Source organism: Acinetobacter sp. ANC_7503 (assembly GCF_056780035.1).
On record NZ_JBWYJA010000001.1, the window covers coordinates 85119 to 107450 of the forward strand.

36 protein-coding genes and 1 pseudogene are annotated in these 22332 nt (G+C 40.6%); 4 read left to right on the forward strand and 33 right to left on the reverse strand.

All coding sequences use genetic code 11. The annotated features are described in order from the left end of the window. Window positions 1-95: 95 nt before the first annotated feature. Together AC1M9M_RS00390 and AC1M9M_RS00395 are read right to left on the reverse strand one after the other, a co-directional pair. Window positions 96-1028, reverse strand: a complete 933-nt coding sequence (locus AC1M9M_RS00390) for a phage antirepressor N-terminal domain-containing protein (RefSeq protein ID WP_481590004.1) — start codon at window positions 1026-1028, stop codon at window positions 96-98. An 82-nt stretch (window positions 1029-1110) separates the two neighbouring features. Continuing rightward, window positions 1111-1263 (reverse strand): toxin-antitoxin system HicB family antitoxin, encoded by a 153-nt coding sequence (locus AC1M9M_RS00395; RefSeq protein WP_481590003.1) that lies wholly within the window; start codon window positions 1261-1263, stop codon window positions 1111-1113. A gap of 108 nt (window positions 1264-1371) precedes the next feature. On the opposite strand from AC1M9M_RS00395, the gene AC1M9M_RS00400 reads away from it, so the two are divergent. Continuing rightward, complete coding sequence (locus AC1M9M_RS00400) at window positions 1372-1623, forward strand: Arc family DNA-binding protein (protein WP_481590002.1); 252 nt, start codon at window positions 1372-1374, stop codon at window positions 1621-1623. Between the two features lie 35 nt (window positions 1624-1658). Here the strand turns inward: AC1M9M_RS00400 and AC1M9M_RS00405 are convergent, their stop codons facing one another. The 23 genes and pseudogenes from AC1M9M_RS00405 to AC1M9M_RS00515 all read right to left on the reverse strand — a co-directional run bounded on the left by AC1M9M_RS00405 (window position 1659) and on the right by AC1M9M_RS00515 (window position 15612). Next, window positions 1659-2426 (reverse strand): hypothetical protein, encoded by a 768-nt coding sequence (locus AC1M9M_RS00405; RefSeq protein ID WP_481595300.1) that lies wholly within the window; start codon window positions 2424-2426, stop codon window positions 1659-1661. A 96-nt stretch (window positions 2427-2522) separates the two neighbouring features. After that, window positions 2523-2813 (reverse strand): hypothetical protein, encoded by a 291-nt coding sequence (locus AC1M9M_RS00410; protein ID WP_179998024.1) that lies wholly within the window; start codon window positions 2811-2813, stop codon window positions 2523-2525. Window positions 2814-2817: 4 nt separating this feature from the next. Further along, entirely contained in the window at window positions 2818-3051 is a 234-nt protein-coding gene (locus AC1M9M_RS00415) for a hypothetical protein (RefSeq protein ID WP_481595660.1), read from the reverse strand. A 26-nt stretch (window positions 3052-3077) separates the two neighbouring features. Continuing rightward, window positions 3078-3398: a hypothetical protein gene (locus tag AC1M9M_RS00420; RefSeq protein ID WP_481595301.1), complete on the reverse strand. Its 321-nt coding sequence runs from the start codon at window positions 3396-3398 to the stop codon at window positions 3078-3080. A 6-nt stretch (window positions 3399-3404) separates the two neighbouring features. Continuing rightward, a complete protein-coding gene (locus AC1M9M_RS00425; RefSeq protein WP_481595302.1) occupies window positions 3405-4166 on the reverse strand; it encodes a hypothetical protein in 762 nt (253 codons plus the stop codon). A gap of 60 nt (window positions 4167-4226) precedes the next feature. Next, entirely contained in the window at window positions 4227-4667 is a 441-nt protein-coding gene (locus AC1M9M_RS00430) for a hypothetical protein (RefSeq protein WP_481595303.1), read from the reverse strand. Then, window positions 4660-5142 carry a hypothetical protein gene (locus AC1M9M_RS00435; RefSeq protein WP_481595304.1) on the reverse strand — a complete coding sequence of 161 codons (483 nt, stop codon included), beginning with the start codon at window positions 5140-5142 and terminating at the stop codon, window positions 4660-4662. Before AC1M9M_RS00435 ends, AC1M9M_RS00430 begins: the two co-directional genes overlap by 8 nt. Before the next feature lie 7 nt (window positions 5143-5149). Next, window positions 5150-5344: a hypothetical protein gene (locus tag AC1M9M_RS00440; protein WP_481595305.1), complete on the reverse strand. Its 195-nt coding sequence runs from the start codon at window positions 5342-5344 to the stop codon at window positions 5150-5152. A gap of 9 nt (window positions 5345-5353) precedes the next feature. Then, a complete protein-coding gene (locus AC1M9M_RS00445) occupies window positions 5354-5737 on the reverse strand; it encodes a DUF4054 domain-containing protein (protein WP_481595306.1) in 384 nt (127 codons plus the stop codon). Window positions 5738-5745: 8 nt separating this feature from the next. Then, window positions 5746-6132 (reverse strand): hypothetical protein, encoded by a 387-nt coding sequence (locus AC1M9M_RS00450; protein ID WP_481595307.1) that lies wholly within the window; start codon window positions 6130-6132, stop codon window positions 5746-5748. A gap of 13 nt (window positions 6133-6145) precedes the next feature. Beyond that, complete coding sequence (locus tag AC1M9M_RS00455; RefSeq protein WP_481595308.1) at window positions 6146-7141, reverse strand: DUF2184 domain-containing protein; 996 nt, start codon at window positions 7139-7141, stop codon at window positions 6146-6148. A gap of 6 nt (window positions 7142-7147) precedes the next feature. Next, window positions 7148-7618, reverse strand: a complete 471-nt coding sequence (locus AC1M9M_RS00460) for a structural cement protein Gp24 (RefSeq protein WP_481589993.1) — start codon at window positions 7616-7618, stop codon at window positions 7148-7150. Between the two features lie 14 nt (window positions 7619-7632). Beyond that, complete coding sequence (locus AC1M9M_RS00465; RefSeq protein WP_481595309.1) at window positions 7633-8817, reverse strand: DUF2213 domain-containing protein; 1185 nt, start codon at window positions 8815-8817, stop codon at window positions 7633-7635. A gap of 102 nt (window positions 8818-8919) precedes the next feature. Next, a complete protein-coding gene (locus tag AC1M9M_RS00470; RefSeq protein ID WP_481595310.1) occupies window positions 8920-9216 on the reverse strand; it encodes a hypothetical protein in 297 nt (98 codons plus the stop codon). Between the two features lie 47 nt (window positions 9217-9263). Then, window positions 9264-10073: pseudogene (locus AC1M9M_RS00475) on the reverse strand (phage head morphogenesis protein). Then, window positions 10048-11406, reverse strand: coding sequence for a DUF1073 domain-containing protein (locus tag AC1M9M_RS00480; protein ID WP_481595311.1), 1359 nt, complete (start codon window positions 11404-11406; stop codon window positions 10048-10050). The pseudogene AC1M9M_RS00475 and the gene AC1M9M_RS00480 overlap by 26 nt, the downstream one beginning before the upstream one ends. 8 nt (window positions 11407-11414) lie before the next feature. After that, a complete protein-coding gene (terL, locus tag AC1M9M_RS00485) occupies window positions 11415-12941 on the reverse strand; it encodes a phage terminase large subunit (RefSeq protein WP_481595312.1) in 1527 nt (508 codons plus the stop codon). Continuing rightward, on the reverse strand, window positions 12919-13401 hold the full coding sequence (locus AC1M9M_RS00490; RefSeq protein ID WP_168396906.1) for a DUF2280 domain-containing protein: 483 nt from the start codon (window positions 13399-13401) through the stop codon (window positions 12919-12921). The genes terL and AC1M9M_RS00490 overlap by 23 nt, the downstream gene beginning before the upstream one ends. 46 nt (window positions 13402-13447) lie before the next feature. Continuing rightward, window positions 13448-14092 (reverse strand): putative metallopeptidase, encoded by a 645-nt coding sequence (locus AC1M9M_RS00495; RefSeq protein ID WP_481595661.1) that lies wholly within the window; start codon window positions 14090-14092, stop codon window positions 13448-13450. Window positions 14093-14133: 41 nt separating this feature from the next. After that, entirely contained in the window at window positions 14134-14373 is a 240-nt protein-coding gene (locus AC1M9M_RS00500; RefSeq protein WP_481595313.1) for a DUF6953 family protein, read from the reverse strand. Between the two features lie 13 nt (window positions 14374-14386). Next, window positions 14387-14626, reverse strand: a complete 240-nt coding sequence (locus AC1M9M_RS00505) for a DUF2158 domain-containing protein (RefSeq protein ID WP_481591008.1) — start codon at window positions 14624-14626, stop codon at window positions 14387-14389. A 78-nt stretch (window positions 14627-14704) separates the two neighbouring features. Continuing rightward, window positions 14705-14875 carry a hypothetical protein gene (locus AC1M9M_RS00510; RefSeq protein ID WP_481591009.1) on the reverse strand — a complete coding sequence of 57 codons (171 nt, stop codon included), beginning with the start codon at window positions 14873-14875 and terminating at the stop codon, window positions 14705-14707. Between the two features lie 506 nt (window positions 14876-15381). After that, a complete protein-coding gene (locus AC1M9M_RS00515) occupies window positions 15382-15612 on the reverse strand; it encodes a hypothetical protein (RefSeq protein WP_179998039.1) in 231 nt (76 codons plus the stop codon). Between the two features lie 325 nt (window positions 15613-15937). Between AC1M9M_RS00515 and xseA the strand changes: the two genes are divergently transcribed. Genes xseA through AC1M9M_RS00530 form a run of 3 tightly spaced genes read left to right on the forward strand, consistent with a single transcriptional unit; the run spans window position 15938 to window position 18358 of the window. After that, window positions 15938-17200 carry an exodeoxyribonuclease VII large subunit gene (gene xseA, locus AC1M9M_RS00520; RefSeq protein ID WP_481595314.1) on the forward strand — a complete coding sequence of 421 codons (1263 nt, stop codon included), beginning with the start codon at window positions 15938-15940 and terminating at the stop codon, window positions 17198-17200. Next, entirely contained in the window at window positions 17193-17387 is a 195-nt protein-coding gene (gene xseB / locus AC1M9M_RS00525; RefSeq protein ID WP_481595315.1) for an exodeoxyribonuclease VII small subunit, read from the forward strand. The genes xseA and xseB overlap by 8 nt, the downstream gene beginning before the upstream one ends. 38 nt (window positions 17388-17425) lie before the next feature. Next, a complete protein-coding gene (locus tag AC1M9M_RS00530) occupies window positions 17426-18358 on the forward strand; it encodes a hypothetical protein (protein ID WP_481595316.1) in 933 nt (310 codons plus the stop codon). Window positions 18359-18438: 80 nt separating this feature from the next. On the opposite strand, the gene AC1M9M_RS00535 is transcribed toward AC1M9M_RS00530, so the two are convergent. The 8 genes from AC1M9M_RS00535 to AC1M9M_RS00570 are packed head-to-tail and all read right to left on the reverse strand — an operon-like array spanning window position 18439 to window position 22328. Next, a complete protein-coding gene (locus AC1M9M_RS00535; protein WP_481588167.1) occupies window positions 18439-18939 on the reverse strand; it encodes a hypothetical protein in 501 nt (166 codons plus the stop codon). A 2-nt stretch (window positions 18940-18941) separates the two neighbouring features. Further along, on the reverse strand, window positions 18942-19343 hold the full coding sequence (locus AC1M9M_RS00540; protein ID WP_481595317.1) for a DUF559 domain-containing protein: 402 nt from the start codon (window positions 19341-19343) through the stop codon (window positions 18942-18944). After that, a complete protein-coding gene (locus tag AC1M9M_RS00545; RefSeq protein WP_346792898.1) occupies window positions 19343-19639 on the reverse strand; it encodes a hypothetical protein in 297 nt (98 codons plus the stop codon). Before AC1M9M_RS00545 ends, AC1M9M_RS00540 begins: the two co-directional genes overlap by 1 nt. Then, complete coding sequence (locus AC1M9M_RS00550; protein WP_481595318.1) at window positions 19621-19890, reverse strand: hypothetical protein; 270 nt, start codon at window positions 19888-19890, stop codon at window positions 19621-19623. Before AC1M9M_RS00550 ends, AC1M9M_RS00545 begins: the two co-directional genes overlap by 19 nt. A 3-nt stretch (window positions 19891-19893) precedes the next feature. Then, complete coding sequence (locus AC1M9M_RS00555; RefSeq protein WP_481595319.1) at window positions 19894-20652, reverse strand: ATP-binding protein; 759 nt, start codon at window positions 20650-20652, stop codon at window positions 19894-19896. After that, entirely contained in the window at window positions 20649-21551 is a 903-nt protein-coding gene (locus tag AC1M9M_RS00560; RefSeq protein WP_481595320.1) for a replication protein, read from the reverse strand. The genes AC1M9M_RS00555 and AC1M9M_RS00560 overlap by 4 nt, the downstream gene beginning before the upstream one ends. A gap of 49 nt (window positions 21552-21600) precedes the next feature. Continuing rightward, window positions 21601-22053, reverse strand: a complete 453-nt coding sequence (locus tag AC1M9M_RS00565; RefSeq protein ID WP_481595321.1) for a phage regulatory CII family protein — start codon at window positions 22051-22053, stop codon at window positions 21601-21603. Window positions 22054-22076: 23 nt separating this feature from the next. Further along, a complete protein-coding gene (locus tag AC1M9M_RS00570) occupies window positions 22077-22328 on the reverse strand; it encodes a hypothetical protein (RefSeq protein WP_481587470.1) in 252 nt (83 codons plus the stop codon). Window positions 22329-22332 lie beyond the last annotated feature (4 nt).

The window sequence follows — 22332 nt, forward strand, 5'->3', positions numbered from 1 at the left end:
ATTCCTATCTCGCAGGCATAAAAAAACCGCCGTGAGGCGGTTGTAGTCAGTCAAGGTATGGTGAAAATCACCACACCTTCGAATTTTTTTTAGGGTTATTTAACTAGGCGTTCCATAGCATTTTGCATAATTAAAGGGAGCTGCTCTTTTGAAACTAAATCTGTACGATTCACCAATTCTGGGATTTTATTAGACTCAATCATCACGGCGTTTTCGGGCACAAGGTCAATAGCAAACCCACCCTGATAATTCAGTTTTACAGTCATTTGCTTGCCTTGAAGTATCTCCGACATTAATGCCTGAGCAACTTGTTCAGGATTAAAGGATGGATGTTCAGGCATTTTTCCACCTAAGCGTTTAACCTCGGCTTCCAAATTCTTTTGGTACTCAATCAAACGATACTGTAAAACGCCGTGACAATTCTGAATAGCATTTACATCTACTGGGGCGTGAGATTGGTATTTATCGAAAGTCAAAATTAATCCATGAACATACTCGACCGCATCATCCAAGTTTTCTAATGGTATTTCGTCAATGTGATCAACATTAAATCGCTGTTGAACCATGATATACGCATCTGAAAAGTTGATTTTCACACGCGATACTAAGTTTGATACAGCATGACGTAAGTTCTCACGATCTTTAGGAGTTGTTTTACGTGGATTAACAGCCTTACCTTTAGCCCAATAATCCCAAAGTACATCGTCGCATTCCTCTTGATACTTAATAACCGTGTCTCGAAGTTCAGGTTTTACTTTGTTTGGGCTAATAGTCATAAGCCAGCCAAATAACTTTTTAACTGGCAAACACGTCATAAGACGATCTTTACCATCATTTGCAACTATTGTGATTTCCACAATGGTTGAAGCGAAGCGCTGTTTTAGCTTCACAAATTGAGAACCCCAGTCTAAACCCATGCCATCAACAATAGGCTTCATAGGTGTGTATGGTTGCCCATTATGCTCAACTAAAAATAATTCAGCATTGTGGAAAGGTACTGTGATTTGTTGTAAACTCATAGTTGTCATAACTATTTTCCTTTATGGTTAATAGGCAACTAAACCTTGTGATATGTGAGAGTTGAACAAGGTTTTTTTGTGCCTGTTGATTTCATGCTTTCGCATTCTCTTGGTCAAGTAAAAGTTCAACTGCTTTGTTGATTAAATAATTCATTGAACGGTCTTCCTTTACAGCCTTTTCTTTTAGTTGCTTGTGCAACTCAGGTGGAATTCGTACTGCTACCTGTGTATCTGAACGTGCCATTTAAATCTCCAATAAAGCACCGTGATCACATTAAAGCACACTGCTTTATTGATGTAAAGCACAGTGATGCAATATTATTCTTTATATCACTAGCAGAGTCTTTCGTACATGGCACGTAACGATCCACAAATGAACCTCCGTGTACCCATGGAGTTAAAAGAACGTATTGAAAAAGCAGCTCTTGAAAATGGTAGAACCATTACAGCGGAGGCGGTCTATCGCCTTGAAGAAAGCTTTTCTCAAAACCTATCTGCTGTTGAAAAAATACCTACCGAAGTTCTAATGATGGAACTTGCTAGTCGTATGAAAGGTTATAGCCTTACCGTGGAAGAGGTTGCGCGCATTAAAAAAGCACCCTAAGGTGCTTCTTTAAGTAAGTTTCAAAACTATGGGAGTTACTGTTTTGTTCCTAAGTACAGTACTGCGTTCTGTCTATTACTATTTTCTGCCACTGCATAAAGTGATTTAATTGATGAATCATAATAAACCACACCCTTTACAGACTGTCCCGCTAAGAGACAAGGTGAATAACCAAAAGCTAAATCAACATTGTAGTAAGGTGCATTTTCTTCAACTGCTATTTTCCCCGTGAACGTACAGCCACTTTGTCCCTTACCTGAAATCACACCCGTATTTGAAATTGTTAAGGTTGCTTCTTCAATACCTTCAACTATCGCTGATTGACCTATATAAGATCCTGCGATTGTCGTGAGATTGGATACCGAGTTATTTAATTCAGCATCATATAAAGTGTCAAATGTAACCTGATTTGAAGGCGTATAAGTGATCGTTCCATTTAGGCTCTTTTTAGTTTCAAAAGTACCATTAATAGATGTGTCGTAAACTGCACTACCACCAAAATAAAAGTCTTTCCCTTTAATCGCTTTTACTGTGTTACCAGAAACAGTTAAGTCACCAGTCATGAAGCCAGTAATTCCGTTAGAATAAGGTGGTGTATATAGAAACCAGAATTTATTATTTTTATCTACCAACCCAATAACATTTTGCGCTTGATTGGTCTTGCCAGTGTAAACACCAGTGATTTCAGCATTAGCTACAGGTGTTTTATCTCCCTCATTATTAGAAGAAGATGAATTACCCCCGCCACCACCGCAAGCAGTCAATGCCAAAGTTAATAGACCCAATCCAATTACTTTTTTCATGGTTATATCCAAGTTGTTATAAAGTTCCCGCGAACTTTAACCAACTCAAAAACTTTAATCAATCAGGGCAGCCTTAGCCACCCTGAATAAAACTGACTACGCATTACGCATAATTTTGATTTTAGGCTTATCCACAATGCCAGCATAATGATTTACCTGCTCAACAACATGCATCAATTCTTGGTTAATCGAAGTGATTTCATTCACCAAACTACCCAACTTTGCATGATCTAGTGTTTGTATGGAATCAGATACACTTCCAGAAATACGAGCATTCAAAGTTACTCGATCAATACTGCTTGCTAAATTATGTCGCTGGGTTATTAATCGCTGGTACTGCTCCAATACAGTATGGTAACGACCTAATGCCTCATAATCTACAGTCATAAAATTATCCTTGTGGAAAGTTAATCAAAGCATCCATTAAATCATCTTCATCATCGCTTTGAGCATCTTCTGAACCAGTACTGTCTTCAATCCCCATAAATGCCTCAAGGATCCGACACAGACGCTGAATGCCAACATGGTTGGGAGGACACTGCTTATGATACGCATTCAATGCTTTGACTCTTGGAAAATCCAATTCATTACGCACATAGTCGTAATCCTTGCCCAATGTAAGCACCAAATGCGTGTACAGCTCCTCCCAGTCTATTCCCCCGAATCAGTGGCCTGCTCGTCTTCACCTGTATAAACTAGACCAGAAGCCCCCATGACCGTATCAAATACGGCGTTCACGTGACCAATATCAAGTAGTTCATCAGCAATAAATTCGCGGGTAATGTCAGGATAGTTACGCTTTAAAGAGCTATGTGCTACATCTGCCACTAAAGCAAAGTCACTTGGATCAAAGGTTTTAAGCTTCGGCATCAGCTTTTCAGCAGTACCTAAGGACAACGGCGCAAAAATCCAAATCTGGCCATTAATTTTAAGTGGGTTACCACGTGGGTTTTCGACCTGATTAAATTGCATATGGTATTACTCCGAAGTAGTCCATTTGAAGACACGGCCTAAATCATCGGCCATTGGCTGGAATTCAAACTCAGGTAGATCGTAATCATCTTGTTTTGAACTGAACGCAAGCTTATTGCTTGTACAACGGTAGAATTCAATACCAAGACCCTTGCCCTTGTATTCCCGGAACAGATCAACACTGAATTCAGGCGTATAGCCCATATCCAAGTTACTTACGACACCTGACTTAGCACCTGCCACCGTCGCTGTGTATTTAAAGCTGATAAATACCGTTTTACCCACATCAGCTGCTGCAAAGGTATAAACACCTGTCGCTTCATCCACACTGTATTGACCTGCAACTGGTGCACTCGCCACACGCTTTAATGGAATTGCCTTACTGTCAGTCACGCCTAAATCTTTCACGAATGTACCGCTGTTCGGAACGACTGGTGTTACTGACACTGCAACGACTTCACCATTGATGGTCTGCGCGACTGCAGTAATACCACCTTCAGTGACCACGCCACCAAAGAAAATGGAATTTAGCAATGCGCCATTGATACGACCCATTGTCGCTTTACACTTAATCGAACCTTTACCGCGTGCGGCATCTACGGCGAACTGACCACGGCCATAGAGTTCTTTTAAGTCATAGCTGATATCAACTGACGTTGACTGCAGTACGCCCACTTCAACGGGTGTGCCGTTGGAGATTGGATTACCGTGCACATCCTGTAATGGTGTGGCAAAGATTTTACCGGCACCAAATAAATATTGAGCCATATCGACCTCTTAAAAATGAGAAAACCGCCGTATTGGCGGTCATGGAATTTATGAATTGCTTTAGGTAGTGGTGAGGATCCGTATCGGAATAATGGCAATCCCTTGGTCATCAAGCATATTTTCCACTGCTTCAAAAACTTCGATCGTGCCCTCGATCCAACAATGCTCGACCAATCCTCCTAAGGTTTGGTATTCGCAGATGTCAGGATGATCAGGCGCAAGCTTGGCACGTACTTGATCAATCATCTGATTTAACTGCACGCTCGGCGGTATAGATGGATTTGATTCATGAATGTAAACGTACACTTCCGCTTCAAGTTCAACCTTGGCATCCAAGCCTTTGATCGGTGCTTCAGTCTGGTTGCCTTGCGTCACAAATAACGCTGGGCGCTGTTCGGGTGTAACATGGTTAAAATGCCTTAGCCTGCGACTCGTGGTTTTAATCCCATCGATACCCGATAGACGATCAAACAATGCCTGGTAAATGGCTTCACTATTCACTGCTCAATCCCCTTTCAATTGCAGCATCAATATTCTTCGGCACACTCTTCGCCACTTCATCCAATGAATCACGCATAAAACGGCGCTCTTTCATATCGACTTTACGAGAATGGGCTTTGATCATGATTTGACGTGCTGTGATCGGCTGACCAAAGACTTTCTTGATCATCCGAAGATGCGCCTTAATGGCCAATGCACCTTTAAGCCCAAGTTCATGAGCAAAGGCATAAGGTACCAAAGCACCACCCGCACCGACTGTACCCTCGATCCAATCCTTATCCTCTTCCACCTTAGATGCAACAGATCCCCTTAAACGCCCAGACTGCACATTCAAGCGCTGACCTGTCAGCATGTCTTCCTGAATAGTGCGCTGAAGTTTAAGTGTGAGTGCATTTACCGTGCGCCGTATTTCAGCACGTACACGTTCATTGACCTCGTTAAAATCAACATCAGCATCAACACGGTAATCACTCATACATCACCTACTTTGCAGCAGCAGTTTCTTTTTTAGGTTCTGCTTTGATTTCAGGTACCGCACGTTTAAAACCATGTGGTGCCAAGATGTGTGCAATGTCGGTATCCGACTCGATCACACCTTTTTCAACCTTGTACGTGGTGCCTGCAATTTCAAGCGAAGTCGCTTTGAAATTTTCAGGCGCTTGATACTTAAATGACATGCCTTGCTCCTAAACAACGAAAGCACCAACACCCAAACGATTAGGATTGGTACCATCATTGCCAATTGGAATTGAATTTTTTAATGCCAGGTAACGCTGGCCATAAATGCTTTGGTTATAAAATGCATCAGTACCAGAACGTGAAAAGCTCACACTCTGACCTGCAATAGTCATACTTGATGCATCTGAAAAGCTGCTACCAGACTTTGATTTGTATGCAACTCTGAGAATATGTGCTGCATATAGACCCACAGCACGTTCTTTCAGATCACCAAATTCAAGCGCCGTTACAACAAGACCAGCTTCTTCTAATGCATCGGCAATTTCAGCATCAGAAGTATTTAATAATGTTGTGTCGTACTTAAACTTTAATTTAAAAGCTTGTGGGTCCATAGTTCACCTTATTCAGTAGCTTGAGCAAGTTTTTCTTGCAGCTGTTCAAGTGTTTCATCTTCAGCGAAGGTGATTTCAAGATCAGTCAGCGCTTTACGCACGTCATCAATCGTGAGCTCAGGAGTTTTGGATTCATCCTTGCCTTTACCATCGTCAGCTTTGCCAGATTGTGCGCCTTTGCCACGACCTGAAGCAGGTTTTGAATCACCGGCTTCTGCAATTTCTTCAACAGCCAGCTCACCTGCATCAATAATATGCTTGGCAAACTTGTTCTTTTGGAGTGCTTTATGGTGATTGGCTTCAACTACTACGGCGATCCCTTTAGGTAAAGTCACCAGGCCTGCAAAAACAAAAGCGGCATTAGAGCCGCTGTAAGTGTATGAATATTTAGCCATGAGATTTTAATCCTTATGCATGATCAAGGTAACGAAGTGAATCAACACGTTTCAACCAAACGCCCTGATATTTGTAATGACCAGGTACAAGCACATCTAAGCCTTTTGGTTGCGCCGTCAGGAATACAACGCTGTTACCTTTGAATTGAATACATGATGGATCACGGCGATAAATGATCGAACGGTCAGCACTTGCAGTACCTTTACCATTACCACGACCAGAACCACGAATCGTTAATGGCTTACCCTGAGTGGTGAAGATGTTGTTTTCTTCAATGTACTTCAGGAATGTTTTACCGCCTGAGTTTGGTACCACACGTGTTGAAAGGTGTGTGTACTGCGCTGATGCCATCAAGTAGGTATCAGGCTCAATAGACACATCACCGTCAAACAAGTCTGTCGAGCTTGCCAACGAGTTATTGAAGTCAGATAAAACCTCTTCAATGGTCGCTGTAGCCCAATCGTGCTGACCTGTCACGATGGTAACGCCTGTTTGGTTCAAGAAGCCATTCACTTGTTCAAGCTGTCCACTGGCATTCGCTTTGGTGTAACCGTACCAAGCGACATTTGACATGTGCTTTTCAGCAGCTAAGTTTGCAGCCTGAACTTTATCCGCTTCAAGCGTGAGGTTCATTTGCTGTGCGGTCGCCAATTCAACCACTGAATATTGGTAGCCAATCACACCGACTTTCACTGGTAGGCTTACAGTATCGTATTCAACTTCTGCAAGCGGAATATCATCACCTGTACCAGCATAGTCTTCGCCGATACCCACGCCTTTTTTACGAGACAGAATTTCACCACCACCATAAACCGCATTTACATTGGTCACTGGGATGAACTTAGCGTAGTCAAGGACCTGTGCAAGCTGTGGTGTAATTTCGTTTTGTTCTTCGATCTTTATGAAGAGCTGTGCCAATGCATCCATGTTGAACGCATCGCCAACTTGTGCCTGAATGGCATGTGAAATCGGCGTTAAACGCGCTTTCATTTTTGCTAATTTGCTCATGTGTTATTAAGCTCCACGAAGATTAAGAAGGGCTAAACCATCGGCACCTGTCACGGTTTCCCATGCTGCACCTGGAAATACTGTTCCGTCAGTTGCTGAGCTCGACAAAGAACCCAACGGCGCTGCTGTGGTACCGTTTGCAGTTTTTACATAAACCGCAGCAGTAATGTCGGTGATCGGCGCTATAGGCTTGACCCAAATTGCACCTTCAAACATCACAGGCAACATATCAGCCGCTTTATAGGCTTCTTTACCAGCCGCCGTTTTGCCTGTCTTACCAACACCGTGGCGTACCACTACTCCAAAACGTGTCGGTGTAGCGCCTGCCACAGCCGTTACAGATTTGCCATCAGTCGTGCGGACAACCACATCACCGTCATTGACTAAAGTCAGACCTGAAAGCGGTAATGACAGTACAACTTCTTTGGTAGTTAAACGGCCACGCTGACCTACCACCGCATTTAATTGCTGAACCATGATTCAAGTTCCCCTTAAATTGTTTTGTATGCAGCAGACTTGTCATAACCCTTATTTTCTTTAGGGTCTTGACCTTGGTTTTGCTGTTGTTGCTGTTGATGTAATGCATCACCGACTGCATTGCCTGGTGTGGTCGACTTCACTGCTGACAGTGCACGGAATACCGTGTCGATCTTTTCAGGATTCGCATCACCTACGGCGACACCACCTAGTACGGCAGTCACCAATGCATCGCCTGCTTTGGCTGCAATCACATCACGTTTAATTTGTTCACATGAACAACCTTCAGTTTTGATACCTGGTACCAATGCAACGGCGTCCGCAACCACTGACGCACGTTCAGCTACGACCTGATCAAGCTTTTCAGGAGTGATTTGGTTTTTCTCGAGATCACCTACTTTTTGCTTCAGTTCTGCATTTTCAGTCTGCAAGGTATCAACCACTGCTTGTACAGTTGGCAATTCGTCACCGATGGCAAATTGTTTATCACCGACTTTGAGTTTTGCTGCTTTCAAGTTTTCAAGCTGGTCTTCTTGTTGCTTTACAGCATCTGCTAGCGCTTGGTTATCACCAATCTCAAAGCGAATACCGTTTACTTTAATTTCCATCTTTTTCCCCTTTGGGTTTGGTTTATGGTCACCGACGCGACAATCACCGCCACAGCGACCGTATTTCACCAGCGCCACGTGATTGCCTTTAAAATTGATAAATTTGGCTTGATACGGCGTACCATCTGGCGCCGTGCCTTGTTCAAGGACAAGATCAGCCGCATAGCCTAATGAGATCTCAACGCGCTCATTGTTTTGGATTAAACCGATACTGTTCTGATCTTTAATGATCAGATCACCGACCAAGAAATCACCCTCTTGGCGCACATTGAAACATTCGCCAATGTGGTATTCCTTCCAGTTGGAAGCATTGATTTCATTCTTAGGTGGGTGATAGTCCGTTGCATCTACACCTTGAAGACTATTGATGACTTCAGGTTTGAATAGGTCCTCAGCTGCCACATAGACATTGATAACCTGATCCGCTGAATAACCTTCCAAATTTGGAAATTCATAAGCGTAGTACTGACGTACTTGAGGTGCTTTGGCCAAACGTACATTGACGCATTTCAGATACCCTTCTTGAGTAAATGAGCGTGTACTTTCGCTTGGTGCAAAATCACCAATTTTGAGTTGGTAAATGAGTTTCATAAATTGAGCTCAATAAAAAAGAGCCTTTATGGCTCCTTCAATTTTTGGCAATAAAAAACCCACCAAAGTGGGTTAAATTAGATAAAACAACAAGTGACTTTACTATTGATCTTTAAGCGAATTCATCATTACCGAAGCATCTGCTGCCCAACACTCTAAAGCACAATCTTTATCAAATTTACTTAAACCAATCCCTTCGCAACAATTTTTAGTCACTTGTAGAATTTCAATTGAATCCATATTCAACAGCAACTCGATATCGAAGTTCGATTCTTTAAAAACATCAAATAAAGGCTGAAAGTGGGGATCAACCACATCCATAGAAAGATACTTTCCAATCCATTTATTTGCTCTAGTTTTTACATCCAACAAAATATCTAGTTTTTGGTCTTGATGCATCTGTAATCCCCTGCATATCGAAAGATACTTTAAATCAAACTATTAAATCAGTCGATCAAAATATCCTCATAATTCGGCAAGGCGGTGCATCGACATCCAATCTTTTGACCAGGATGACCACCCTTAGGCGGCGTATCCCATCGAAAGGTTTTGCCATGATGGCTGGCACATAACGGACGAACCTTTTCATCCTTTGATGTTAAATAATCGTAAGTCGTTACACCTAAAGACGTCTGACGTTTCTTATTGATAGCGCCGTTGATCTTACCCATCTGATCGGCTGCAATCAGTCATGCACGATTGTCTGTGCTATGACCGAGTTTTTTTATTTCCTGAGCCAGTTCTTGATTAGTTTGCCCTGTCTGCAAGGCATTCATCACCAACGCTTCAAGCTTATCAGTGTACTGACTTGGAATAGACTTAATCAGCGAAACGTTTGCAGCAATCTGATTATCGATTTCATCCTGAATATCAGCGCCACGGAAAAACGGCGTAAGGTCCACACCAAGAATGGTCTTGGTATGACTAGCAATCTGCTTATCAACATCTTTGCTGGTATCCATAACCACTTTAGTGGCCAAAGATACCGACACTTCCATGGTGTACTTGACCATCTTTTCACGTAACGCCGTGAATAGGTCTGTCACCCAGCTATCACCAATGTTTTGACCAACGGCTGGTAAAACAAAATCCTTGGTTTGGTCTTGGCAATATTTGGATATTTCCAAAAGCTGACGTGTATAGAAAAGTTCTACACGGCGATTGACCTTAACTGCCTTAGGCTTAGCCTTGCGCCCTTTCTTGCTTTTCTTAATCTGCTGAAGCTGAGGCTTAAGGATCTGTATGATCGTCGTCATTTGGCTTCACCATGGTTTCCAGCAATTTGATGTGTTTTTCATCAATGACTGAATAAACGCCGTCGATATTAAGCTGACGAGCGATCTGCGGTTCAGTGATGATGCCCATATTGAGATACTTCTCATCGCGCTCAGCATTGGCTTTTTCCACTTCCGCACGGACTTTAGCATCCAATTGCCAAAGCGGATTAAATACGACATCCAGCTCAGGTATTTGACGTCCAAATGTAGACTGACAGATCACAGCAAGAAATTTCATCAAGATCGGCTTAAGGTCCCATTCCTGCTTAGTAGCAATCGAGTCGTAATAATTACGAGTGTCATGCTCACCAGTGGCATTCATACCTGCGGGTGACTGGCCAAACAGAATCGTATATGGGATATCTGCGGCACCCGCCGTCTGGACTGAGAATTCACGCATCATGTCAGGCAAGCCGCCGAAACTATACGTTTTTGATTCGTACTTTTCTTCAGCATCAAGGACTAACATACCGTTTAGGCTTTTCATCAGCCCCACAGACATGAAACGTTCCATGACGCCTTTCATATCCTCTCTAATCTTATCAACCAAGTTCGGCGTTTGAATGACATCAATCTTTGATTCATGAATAAGGCTAGCAGATCCACGCTTCACACTGGCATGATCCAGCAGATCCTCATAGACTTCTTGCAGAATGCTTTGAGGCTCTTCATTCACCACATCGGCATGAGCAATGCGAATTAGACGAGTATGGTGAATGCGCTTTTTCGCTTCATTCCCCATTTTCATTTCGTAAAATTCAGGCTGTTTCAGTAGTCCACAACATGCCGACGGCGGTAAATAACTGTTTTTATCCGCCGTGATATATTTCTTTTTAACGACCGTGAAGAATTCCAAACGGCCTTGGCCGAGATTGGAAATATCTAAAGGTTGGTCTAAGGCAGCGCCGTCAGCCGTTCCAAGCAGAATGTACACAACGCCGTAGAGGCGAGAAAGAATTAGGCCCGATAAAAGCACATGCTCTAAGTGAAACGCCTTACACGCTTCCTCAAGGCGTTTTAAATCATCACCTTGAATGCCTTCATAGAACCATCCAGCACGCAGCATGTCAGATGCAGGGCGATTGACAATACGGCGTGCAAGCCAATTCTGATACACCGCTTCAAGTTGATCATCGTCAATGTCTTTACGGACGAACTTGCCACCTGTGGCTTTGTCACGCTCGGTACCAATATTGGATACCAAGTTGGTATATGCACCAGCATCGCCAATGGCGTTGATTGCCTGTTTTACTGCATCTGCTACAAGCGTTTTAATTTTACCGCCTGTATCAGACTTTTTATCTTTAGCCATAAATACCTCTAATCAAATACAGTCGGCTTTTTCGCAAGTGAGTCATTAATCGCATCGATGGTAGGATCCCATTGGTCATCATGCTCATGTGTGAAGTCGGCTTTAAGACCCTCGATTTCTTCAACATAATTCAATAACCACGGCGCACTCACAGGTAGAACAACACGACGATCCTCGACATAGAACACTACATCCATAGTACGAGTCAGCTTGTCTGTATCACGCTGAATCGCTTTGATCGGTAATGTGGTTTCACGCGAAATGTTTTGAATCAGCATCGTTCCAGATGCTTTATCCTCGATGGCCATGTATCGAAGCTTGCCGATCTTGGTATTGCTTTCCTTATGCTTATTGATGAAAGCCTTAGCTTCCTTAATCAGCTCAGGTGCTTCCCATTTGCCACGGCGCACATCGATGATGTACAAGCGATTGTCATAACCAAGCCCTGCACATAAGAACACTGAATAGTCGTTATGCTCTTTGGTTTTTTGCGCCGTATCTGCCCATATCGCACGCCACTTGAGTACTGGTAACTCATGGTACCGATCGAACCATTCAGCCTTAACAAGGTCACCACCGAGCTTTTTAGGCTCTTGCTGGTACTGACTGCTGAACGTATAACGTGACACTGTAGCGCCGTCTTTATCCTGACCGCCCTTCTCTAACTGCAGTAATGACTGTAACGACTCTTTCAGTGGCCAATAACTCTGACGTCCTTTCTCATCACGCTCGACATCACGTGGCACTTTACGGCGTATATGCTCAGGCAAGGTATTGATGTAAGCATCATCAATCAGTGCCGGTATCGAGATCTGATGCCATTTCCCTGGCACGTTGCCAGTCATCACAAAGTTAGTCGGATCCTCAACGTGTAAACGCTGCATAATCAGAATAATCGGTGTAGATGATTTGGCTTTACGTGAGTTGACCGTGTTCAGAATCTTACGATTTGCCTTGTTACGTGCCGTCTTACTAAATGCATCTTCAGGCTTGAGCGGATCGTCCAGGATAATCGCACCGGTAAATCCAGCATCTGCCAAAGTACCTGCACGGCGGCCCGTAACTTGACCACCCATCGAAGCTGAATAAACATGTCCCGCTTCATATCCATCTACAGTCGTTTTCCAGCTTGCCTTAGCATCGGTACTGGTCGAGATCTTCACAGGCCATAAGCCCTGAAAATCAGCCGATTTCACGATGTTTCGCGCCGTAGACGACACATCCTCTACAAGTGACTGCGAGAATGACAAATATAAGAATCGTGAACGCTGATTCCGTGCGATACCACGTGCGATCAAATTGGTCAGTAGTTCAGTCTTACCTGAACCAGGTGGAACGTTAATAACTAAATTTTCGATTCGTCCGGCAATGACTTCATCAATGGCCCAAGCTATGTATTCATGGTGCCAATTGACTGAGAACTTAAACCCCATACGAGGCATGAAAAAACGGCGTGTGAAAAACAAATGTTCACGTTCGCATTTCTCACGTTCGATCTTTATCTCAAGCGGTCTAGTATTTACTTTCGAGTTCATCTAACACCTGCTTCACTAATTCAGGGCTAGCATCCACGTAGGTAACATTTTCGCTTTGTAATGGTCCACCACCTGCGCCAGTCAATTCTGTTTTATTGGTGTATTTGCCACCGACGTCTTCAGCCACCTGTTTAAGAATGGTCAGCTGTAAAATCGGATTGCGTTTGTTCTGTGGGTTATTCAGCAAGTTCTCATAATGACGTAAGCGCACGGCGAGATTCGCCAAGGGCATTTCATCTGTATTTTTACGGAACTGCTCCCGGGTTTTATAAAACTCGTCAGCTAATGCTTTACTGAGGTTTTGTCCTGTCCGTTTGGTCGGGTCGTATGCCTCACACTGCTGACGTGAAATAGTGATGCCAAACTCTTGTTGGACAAGCTCAACGGTTTCAGTAGGTGTATTCCACTGCGCTAAGCTACGTACGATAAAGAGTTTGTGCTTTTGATTTAGCGTTGCCATTGCTCTTTATCCGTCCAACTTCGTCCAACTCAATGGACAAAAAAATTTAAACGACCTTCAGAAAGCAAGTACCGCACGCATGGTAAATATCGGCTCTTGAAATTTCAGGTCGCTGTTTCGCTGCATCAATCATGTTTTGAACTTCTTCGCTTGCACCATAACGGCGTACCACACCAGTGAATTCCTCCACGTCATGCCCTTTGATCTCAAGCTTTGGTAAACCTGTTTCACGGTTAAATTGTGGGATACCCCATTCATCACGCTTATGTGCAATGTGGTAAAGCTCATGCTCAACCAGTGCACAAAAGGCAATATCATTCGCCACTTGGGCAAATTTGGAATCAACCGTAATGAGATATTCAGGAACTTGACCAAACCATTGTTCAAATTGTTCCTCTTGGCGTGCTTTCTTCCATCCACCCATATTGATCATGACTTTTTCAGCTTGACCAACGACAAAACGCCCCTGTTTGATAAATCCGCCGTTTGCCCACATCACGGCGATCTGTGGCCAGTAAAATGAGTCCAGGTGAATATGATCAGGGTTAAACACTTCAGAATGTTCATTTAGGAATACAGCTTTAATCCATGCCCATAGTTCTGGTGCTGGCATGAAGTTAGGTGTATCCAAATCGAATATTTCTTTTGGTGGGTATGGTCGAACTGGTATGGCTTGTCCGACTTCTTTCATAAATTTTTCCATTAAAAAAGCCACCTTACGGTAGCTTAAATTTAACCTCTAGCTTCTCTGCCAGTCTCATCTTCAGCAATTCGATAACGCCAATATCGATCTGGCTTAACCCAAACCACATTATCTTCAGTTTGCATTTTGAATCCACTATTTACATTGAGCTTAAGAACCAAGTTTCCATCTGTATTTTCTTTCAAAAAATCCATTTGGTTTTGTTTTACAAGGAAATCAACCACATCTTCTTGATAGAGACATCCATCTTTTTCCAAATTATTAAGCATCCAATGAATCACATCACTCAAGTTCAGGCTCTGAACTGGGAGTAGACCCTGCTTGCTGCTCCTCTTTAACCAGTACTAACTCACTTTTATAAAAGAAGCCTGACTCCAATTTCTTTCCAGCAAACCACTGACAGCGATATTGTCCTATATTTTGTCCAGTAGTCATAAGTTTGTTCACAGACATATCTGGGCCACCTGCTACGGACTTAACCACTGTTCCTACAACTAATTCTTGATTATTGTCTTCACTCATTTTTTTCTCTAAAAGTACTAATGAAATTAATACTTTGGGTTTAACACAAGTAATTCAAGATATAAATTTAAAAATTTTTTAATATAATACGTTCCGTAAGTTTCGGATGCGCTCCTTAAGCTCAATCATGATTTCATCAATCGCAATCATTTGATGACGCTTAAGTCCTGAACGGCTGAGGTTTTGATATTTAGCCAGCTCCGCACAACAGAACTGTAAATCTTGTTTAGCTTGCACACGATCTGTCATATAAGTCCCTACCGCGTTAATACAATATTTCAAACAAAAGAAACCCCACTAACAATTACGTTAGTGAGGTTTAGTGCCGTAATAAGTTCGGCAAGTACTTCAAAAAGGGCTTGCTCTTACCTGCGAGCCCTTTAGGTTGGCATGGTGCAAATACATGCATGCGTTAGAAATTCAAGTTAGATGTTAAACATCCAAGTTTGTTGAAAGGAAAACGCAATTCCGTATTTCAACTTGAACACTTCCGTATTGCTTACGGTTACAACCCAAGATCACATTAACACCCCTTTAAACTTGAAAAATAAAGTTAATGTAAGGGAATTTATTTATCGCTTTAACTTGCTAATTCAATGAACGATTAATTATGTTAATAATTTAAATGGCAAAAAAATACCTCCTGAGTGAGGAGGTAAAATTGAAGAACAGGTTAGGTCCTGTGCATAAATAATATTCAATTTCTAAAAGCGTAGCATTAGCAATAAGTTACAATATTATATTAGAAGAATTCATTAACCTGAAGATTTTAATTCAAGCTGTCTATCATCTTGAGTAACCTTAATTTTAATATTTTGATAAGTACGCTTACTAGGATTCATAGCGGATCCCACCACCTCTTCAAAAAACCTTCTATCTTTCATTAACTCTGCATATAGCTTGTAGCCTATCAATATTCTTTCAGGTTTTTTATTATTTGCTAATGTTTCTTTAAAAATATTGTTTAACTGGTTTACATCTACCATAAATAAAAATTAGCTCTAAATTTAAGAAGCCCATTATGCCTTATTTAAAAGTACAAACAATGACAACTGCCTGTTATTAAAGCTTTCAGAACAAACAAACGTTTAAAACACTATACTTCGTAACTTTATCACCAAAAAAAAGAAATATTGATAACAAAAAAGCCCACCATTTGGCGAGCTTTTAAATTAACTTCATGTATCAACGTACACTTCGGTCACTATAGCTGAAATATGCCATAACCCTTGTGCAAGGTCAAACATTCATCATTGTCTTTGAACAATATGTTCGTTAGTATTTTTAGTAACCTCATCTCGCTGCTCAATGATGTCTGATTACAAGCTAACCTTAAGTGAATATTTATCCACTGTTCAAGAAGTTATACGGGTCACCTTTGATGAACCTGTTTGGGTCAAAGCAGAGATAAGAAATTTAAATATTAAAAGCGGACATTATTATCTTGAGCTGGCAGAAAAAGAGGAAGGTTCAGACAAAGTGATCGCCAGTTGTAAAGCGACTATTTGGAAGTCTTCTGCTCAAAAGATGGTTCTAAAGTTCGAACGTGAAAGTGGTATTGAGTTATCACGAGATCTTAATGTTCTGATAAAAGTTAAAGCCAAGTTTGACCCTCAATATGGTTTCTCAGTTAATGTAGAAGATATTGATTCAAGCTTTACGTTAGGTGATATAGCACGGCGCTATCAGCAGACATTAGAAAAATTACAAACCGAAGGTCTTGCAGATAAAAATAAACAGCTACCTACGCCGTTTGATATTCAAAATGTCCTGGTCATTGCACCTGAAAATGCTGCAGGTTTAGGCGATTTCAAAAAGGATGCTGACGCATTAGACAAAGCCGGTGTCTGCCATTTCGTTTATCACAGTGCAACTTTCCAAGGCAATACAGCGCCAACAAGTATCCGAGATTCTTTAATAACTGCCCTTAAGCAATGGGTCAAAGATTATGAAGTTGCCCCTGATCTCATCGTTCTTATTCGCGGTGGTGGATCTGTAAATGATTTAGCATATTTAAATGATTTTGATTTGGCAGCTCTGCTTTGTAAGCGTTCCGTCCCTATCTGGGTCGGTATTGGCCATGAAAAAGACCGAACGATTTTAGATGAAATTGCACATCGATCTTTTGATACACCCAGTAAGGTCATTGGAGGTATACGTAATTTGATTATAGAGCGTGTCCAAGATGTATCTGATTCTCTGCAAACTATTAAGTTGTTATCTCAGCATCAGATCACGGCGTATCAAAGCCAGAATGATCAATACATAAAGTCAATCAAGACACTGGCGAATAATCAAATTAGTTTAACTAATCGAAATTTAGACTTAATTAAAGACACCACTCAATATTTAGCTCAGCAACAGGTTAAGCTGGCTTCTCAGCAAGTTGAATCTCTCATGCGCGAAACATTACTTCAGAATCCCAAAAATGTTATGGCCAAAGGTTTTGGTATCGTCCGTAGCCAAGGCAAAGCCATACGTTCAATTCAACAAATATCAGGTGATAGCATTCAAGTAGAATTACAGGATGGTATTATCAATGCCAATGTGACTCAGGTATCTAGCAATGACTAAGAAAGAATTAACGTTTAAAGAAGGCTATGAAATTCTCAAAAAGAACGCCGAGCTCCTTGAGTCTCAAGATGAACCAGATATTGATAATTTGATGAAGATTGTTGAGGAGTCTATGACTGCTTATAAAGCCTGCAAATCACGTGTAGATGCTGTGCAAAATGCTTTGAATGAAACTTTCAAAGATTAATTTTAAATAAAAACCAAGAATTACATTGAGAACTTAACTTGAAAACAAATTTTAATTTAGACCTTGCCTTATTTTTTACATCCTTATCAATAATTCTATATTCATGTGGTTATTTTTATATACAAGCATATGTAAAATATTTCGATTACTCTCATGAAGCATTAGGCTTTGATTTTCAAAATTATTTAGTTTATGGTGGCTTACAAGGTTTTCAAGTAATTATTTTAGGTATATTAGTTTCTATAACTTTATCTTTAATAAATAAATTTATCGGTGAAAACATCACCAAATCCATCACCAAATCATTTAATTATTTGTTAATTTTCGCACTAACCTCCATTTTCAAAATTACACTTAAATTCCTTAATTTTATTTACACTCCAGTAAGAGCACTATCAAATTTTATATATAAATTCCCTCGACTTTCCAACATTATTGATTTTTATATTTTTATATTTTTACTAATAATTTCTTCTCCTTTAATTATACTTATATTTTTTTTAAAGTTTATTATTCGAAGAATTAAGCCATCAATTTACCGTACACACAGATTTGCAAAACGTGAAGTCAACTGGGATAACACTATTGATACACCTAATATTGACAAAGGTTTTAGAGAGCTTTTAGCCCATTACTTAACTTCAATCTTGATATACGCAATTTTTATTTTATCAATATATTATCTTATGGATGTTGAAAAAGATGGCTACGATGACGCTAAAAAAATGATAAATAATGGGCCTATTATTGTGGCACAAATTAAAGATGATAAAATAACTGAATGGTATAAAGTAAATAAAATAAATGAACCAAATAGTAAAAATATAAAAATCTTAAAATGTGGAAAATCAAAATGCTTAATTGCAGTAAAAATTCCTAGTCAATATTATTTTACCGAGCAAAACCTTTTAGCTTCAAAATTATATCTAATTACCACAATTAACAACGATAGCTATTCTGTCACATATTAAAATTAAATTAACGGTTAAAGCTAAGTGCCTTACAAGGCACTTTCATCTTTAAATGAAATAGGTTGTCTTAAAAATTTTTATTAATATTTAATAAACCCATACCGACTATGCAAAGCAGCCAACCCACATTTCACATCCATTCGAGAATCTGCTTGAGTACGATTTTCACGTACCATTTCAGACCAAGAATTCCCATAAAAATATCGATCTATAACTGCATCCATCCAATCATCTAAAATTTCAGATTGTCCCTGCATATCTAATATTAAACGCTGTACGGCGCGTGCTTCATTATCATCAATCTGACACACAATTTTTGTCTGCTTTAATTTTGGTAATTGATAATCACCAGTCAGGAAGTCAACAATGATTTTTGATTCCTGTAGATTGGTCAGTTTTTTCTGTTTTCTTTTCTTAGTGGCATGATCCATGGCCACTGCAATCGGATTAATACTTTGGCTACATGTACCACTAACTGAATTCATCCATGCGCCAAATTGGTGTAACCATCCTTCTAAATCAAAACGTGACCAATCTATTGTTTGTAAAATATGTTGTTTCGTTGCCTCTGCTACGACCATTACTATTCCCCTACCATCTTCTCAATTTGTTCTATTGCTAAACCTGATTTCACTTGTTCTGTACTAAACCGTATTACCTGGTAACCCATCATTGTTGCTGCGTTGTATTTTTCCATATCGTCGATATAACCTTTGCCTCTAGTGTGTCTACCTCCACTCCATATACCGCCCTCAACCTCAATCAATATTTTCTTGCCGATTAGGTGAAAATCAGCTTTCCATTTGCGTTTGGGATGAAACCTAAATTCCTGCTCAAACTTAATTTTCACCGCACGCAATTGCATGGCCAAAGTGGACTCACCTACACTTTCACGTGCTGCTTTAACCGTTGGACGCTTACGCCCCTTTTTCGGTTTTTCGATTCCTAACATCTTGTAGTATTCAGCCAATGAGTAACTCGTCATTAATCACCACAAGTCCTAATAGTAAAAATTTGTTTTGTTTTTTCTGTCGGCGTAAAACCTGCCGGTGTCGCATCATCTCGGGTTACATAGCCAGCTCTTTCCAACTGATCTAAGTAGCGTTGTGCGGTACGACGTGTTTTTCCAATCCATCCTAAAACATCAGTAGCACTTGTTTTTCCACGTTTAGCCATCATTTGACGCAATACCAGTAGCATCTGCTCACCTTGAGCCACCGCATGTTGTGATCGGCACCAGTCCATCGTTTGGAAGTCATGCACTACTTTTTGCTGTGCCATATCCTTTCCCCATCAACGGATCCAAAACCACAGATCAAACATGCAACGTCATAATCATGTTCACATGCTTCAAGCTGAATCACTTCAACATCACTTGGCGAGCACATAAACGGCGTACCGTCATTCAATCGACCAAATACGTACCCATCTTCCATACGATCTATAACGCCGTGGCCAGTGAAGCGATTGCCTGAAATCTCAGTACGTGATTCAGAAACAAAATCCACTTTTACACTATTTCCTACATGCATCATTTAGCCCTCAAACTGATCTACAACGTATGATTTGATTCGTGCATCTTGCCAATTACACTCAACGATATTTAATCCCTCGTGCTGGAATCTAGACCACAGTCGGTCACCCAAATCTTCTTTAAGTTTTTGAACTGTCAAATTAGAAATTAACATTGTGGGTTTGGCTTCGTCGTACCGTGAATAAAGAACCTTGTGAACCAGCTGGAGTCGATTTTCATGGCGATCATGCAAACCATATTCATCAAGTATTAAAAGATCAGTATCGGTGAATCGATAAATCGCTGCAGCTTCACTGTCATCAGCTTTCTTCCAAGCATTTGCAATTTCATTAGCCATATCTTCTGAAGTTATGTATCTAACAAATAAACCCTTGTTAAGTAGTGTTCTTGCAGTCGCACAGCCCAAATGCGTCTTCCCTGTCCCAGTCTTGCCAGACAAAATCAAGTTTCTTTTTTCACCATCGATCATTGCCTTTGAAAACGATATGCAGCTTTTGAGTGCAAAATTTTGTCCAGGTAATTCTGTCGTATAGTTTCTGAATCCAGAATGTGAGTGACGATGTGGAATCATGGCACCAGCGAAATGAAGTTCACGAACTCTTTGATCAACTTTCTCTTGATGGTTTTTATTTGATTCTGCTACTAATTTTTTGGCACATTCAGGACAAATTTGATTCGGTCCTGCCTGAATTTTTTGGATCTTGTGCACAGTGCAGTAGGCTGCAACTTGCTTGAACTTCATTGAAATCATGTCGTTCATACGAAATCCTCTGGTATTTCAACCGCTGATACTTCACCCTGATACTGTGGAATATCAGCCCAGGCATCATTAACGTTGCGTCCATGATTTTGTGATAGTCGGCTGCCTAATTTTTCAGTCTCTCTCACAGCTTTCGAAATTTGTTTTTCAAACTCCTGAATCAACCAAGCTGCAAATTTTCTCGTTTTTTGGTTTTCAGTAAGATTTATTTTGTTTTCCCAATGAGCATTAAAATTTCCTAGGTGAAAATTGAAATCAGGAAGTGCGATTATTTCATCTGCTCGATTACTGAATTTTGTTTGAAAAATTACTGTCTTCAAAAAATTTAAATTTGGATTCCACTGTTCTACGAAATCGTTTTTTTCGTGCACGTTTTCTTGTGTGTGTGTTTCTTTAATATTTTCTTTAAGTGTTTCTTTAATAGGGTCCCGTTTGGCGGTACTAGTCCCGTCACCTTTCACGGTACTAGTCCCGTCCCGTTTAGAGGTACTACCCTCAGATGGTACTAGTCCCTTTTTGCGGTACTGGTTAAGCGTCAAGAAATACTCATTTAAACATCCTGTTTTTCTCTCAACATGAATTAAAAAACAGTCTTCAAGTTCTTTAATCGCTGACATAGCGGTATCACGTTTTTTTAAACCGCAATACTTTTGAAATTGAGTGATTGAAATAGTGTGAGATTCACGCCCAAAACCTACAGTTTGGCGAACAATGAACATTAAACACTTGAAAGCTTTATCACTTAAATCAGCCATAATCTCGCCATCAATAAGCAAATTAGGCATTCTTGTGTAGCTCTCGTCTTTGTCAGACATAGCATGTCGCTCTTTCTTAGGGAATTGAACCACTTCACCTTGCGAATCAAATGGATCATGTGCTAAATTTGATTTCATATTCATATTTGATTTACCTCGAATTGAATTACCCGAATAAGCCTGACCTCGACCGTCAGGCTTTTTTGTCTACGCATGCATGAATTTGCGAATCCAGCTTTGCTAAAAATAAATGCAGTTGATGTATGACTTTCGACATGTCCAAGGCTTCACCTTGCGTAATACGTCCATCTGCCATCATTTCTCTAAAGACTTCACATACATCCCCACCACCCTTACCTATGCTTAAAACTAGATCTGTTAGCGCTGTATCTCTACATTCGGGAATCTGAGGAAGATCAATTGAGACTTTTCCGTGTTCAGCATTGAGTGCTTGCAAAATCCTGCAGTCCCCTGTGATCGCGATTAACTTTGAAGCTTCGACAAGCGTTAGATGATGTGTTTCCGTATTTGGATTGACTTTACTGTTCAACACAGCAGGACTTTTAATGCCAAGACGTGGCGCGAGTGCATTTGCTCCGCCTGGATAATCGTGAACTGTGTTATATGCAGCATCAGTGATGTTCATTCATATTCCCTTTGAACGTGTTTTTAGGCAGATGCTTTATTACTATTTTGGTTGTTCACTTCATTTCTAGGAATCAACCCAAAATGTTGCAAAATCTCGGTTTCCGATACTTGACCATTACTTGCTTGAGCCAAAGATTTTCTAAGATTTTTTCTTGGCTCTTTATAGCCATAAAGTAAGTGTGTTTTTAAATAACCCACTGTAGTACCAGCATTTTTTGCATAGATCTCTAAATCACTAGGATTTAATTCATTAATAAAATCTCTAAAATTCATAGAT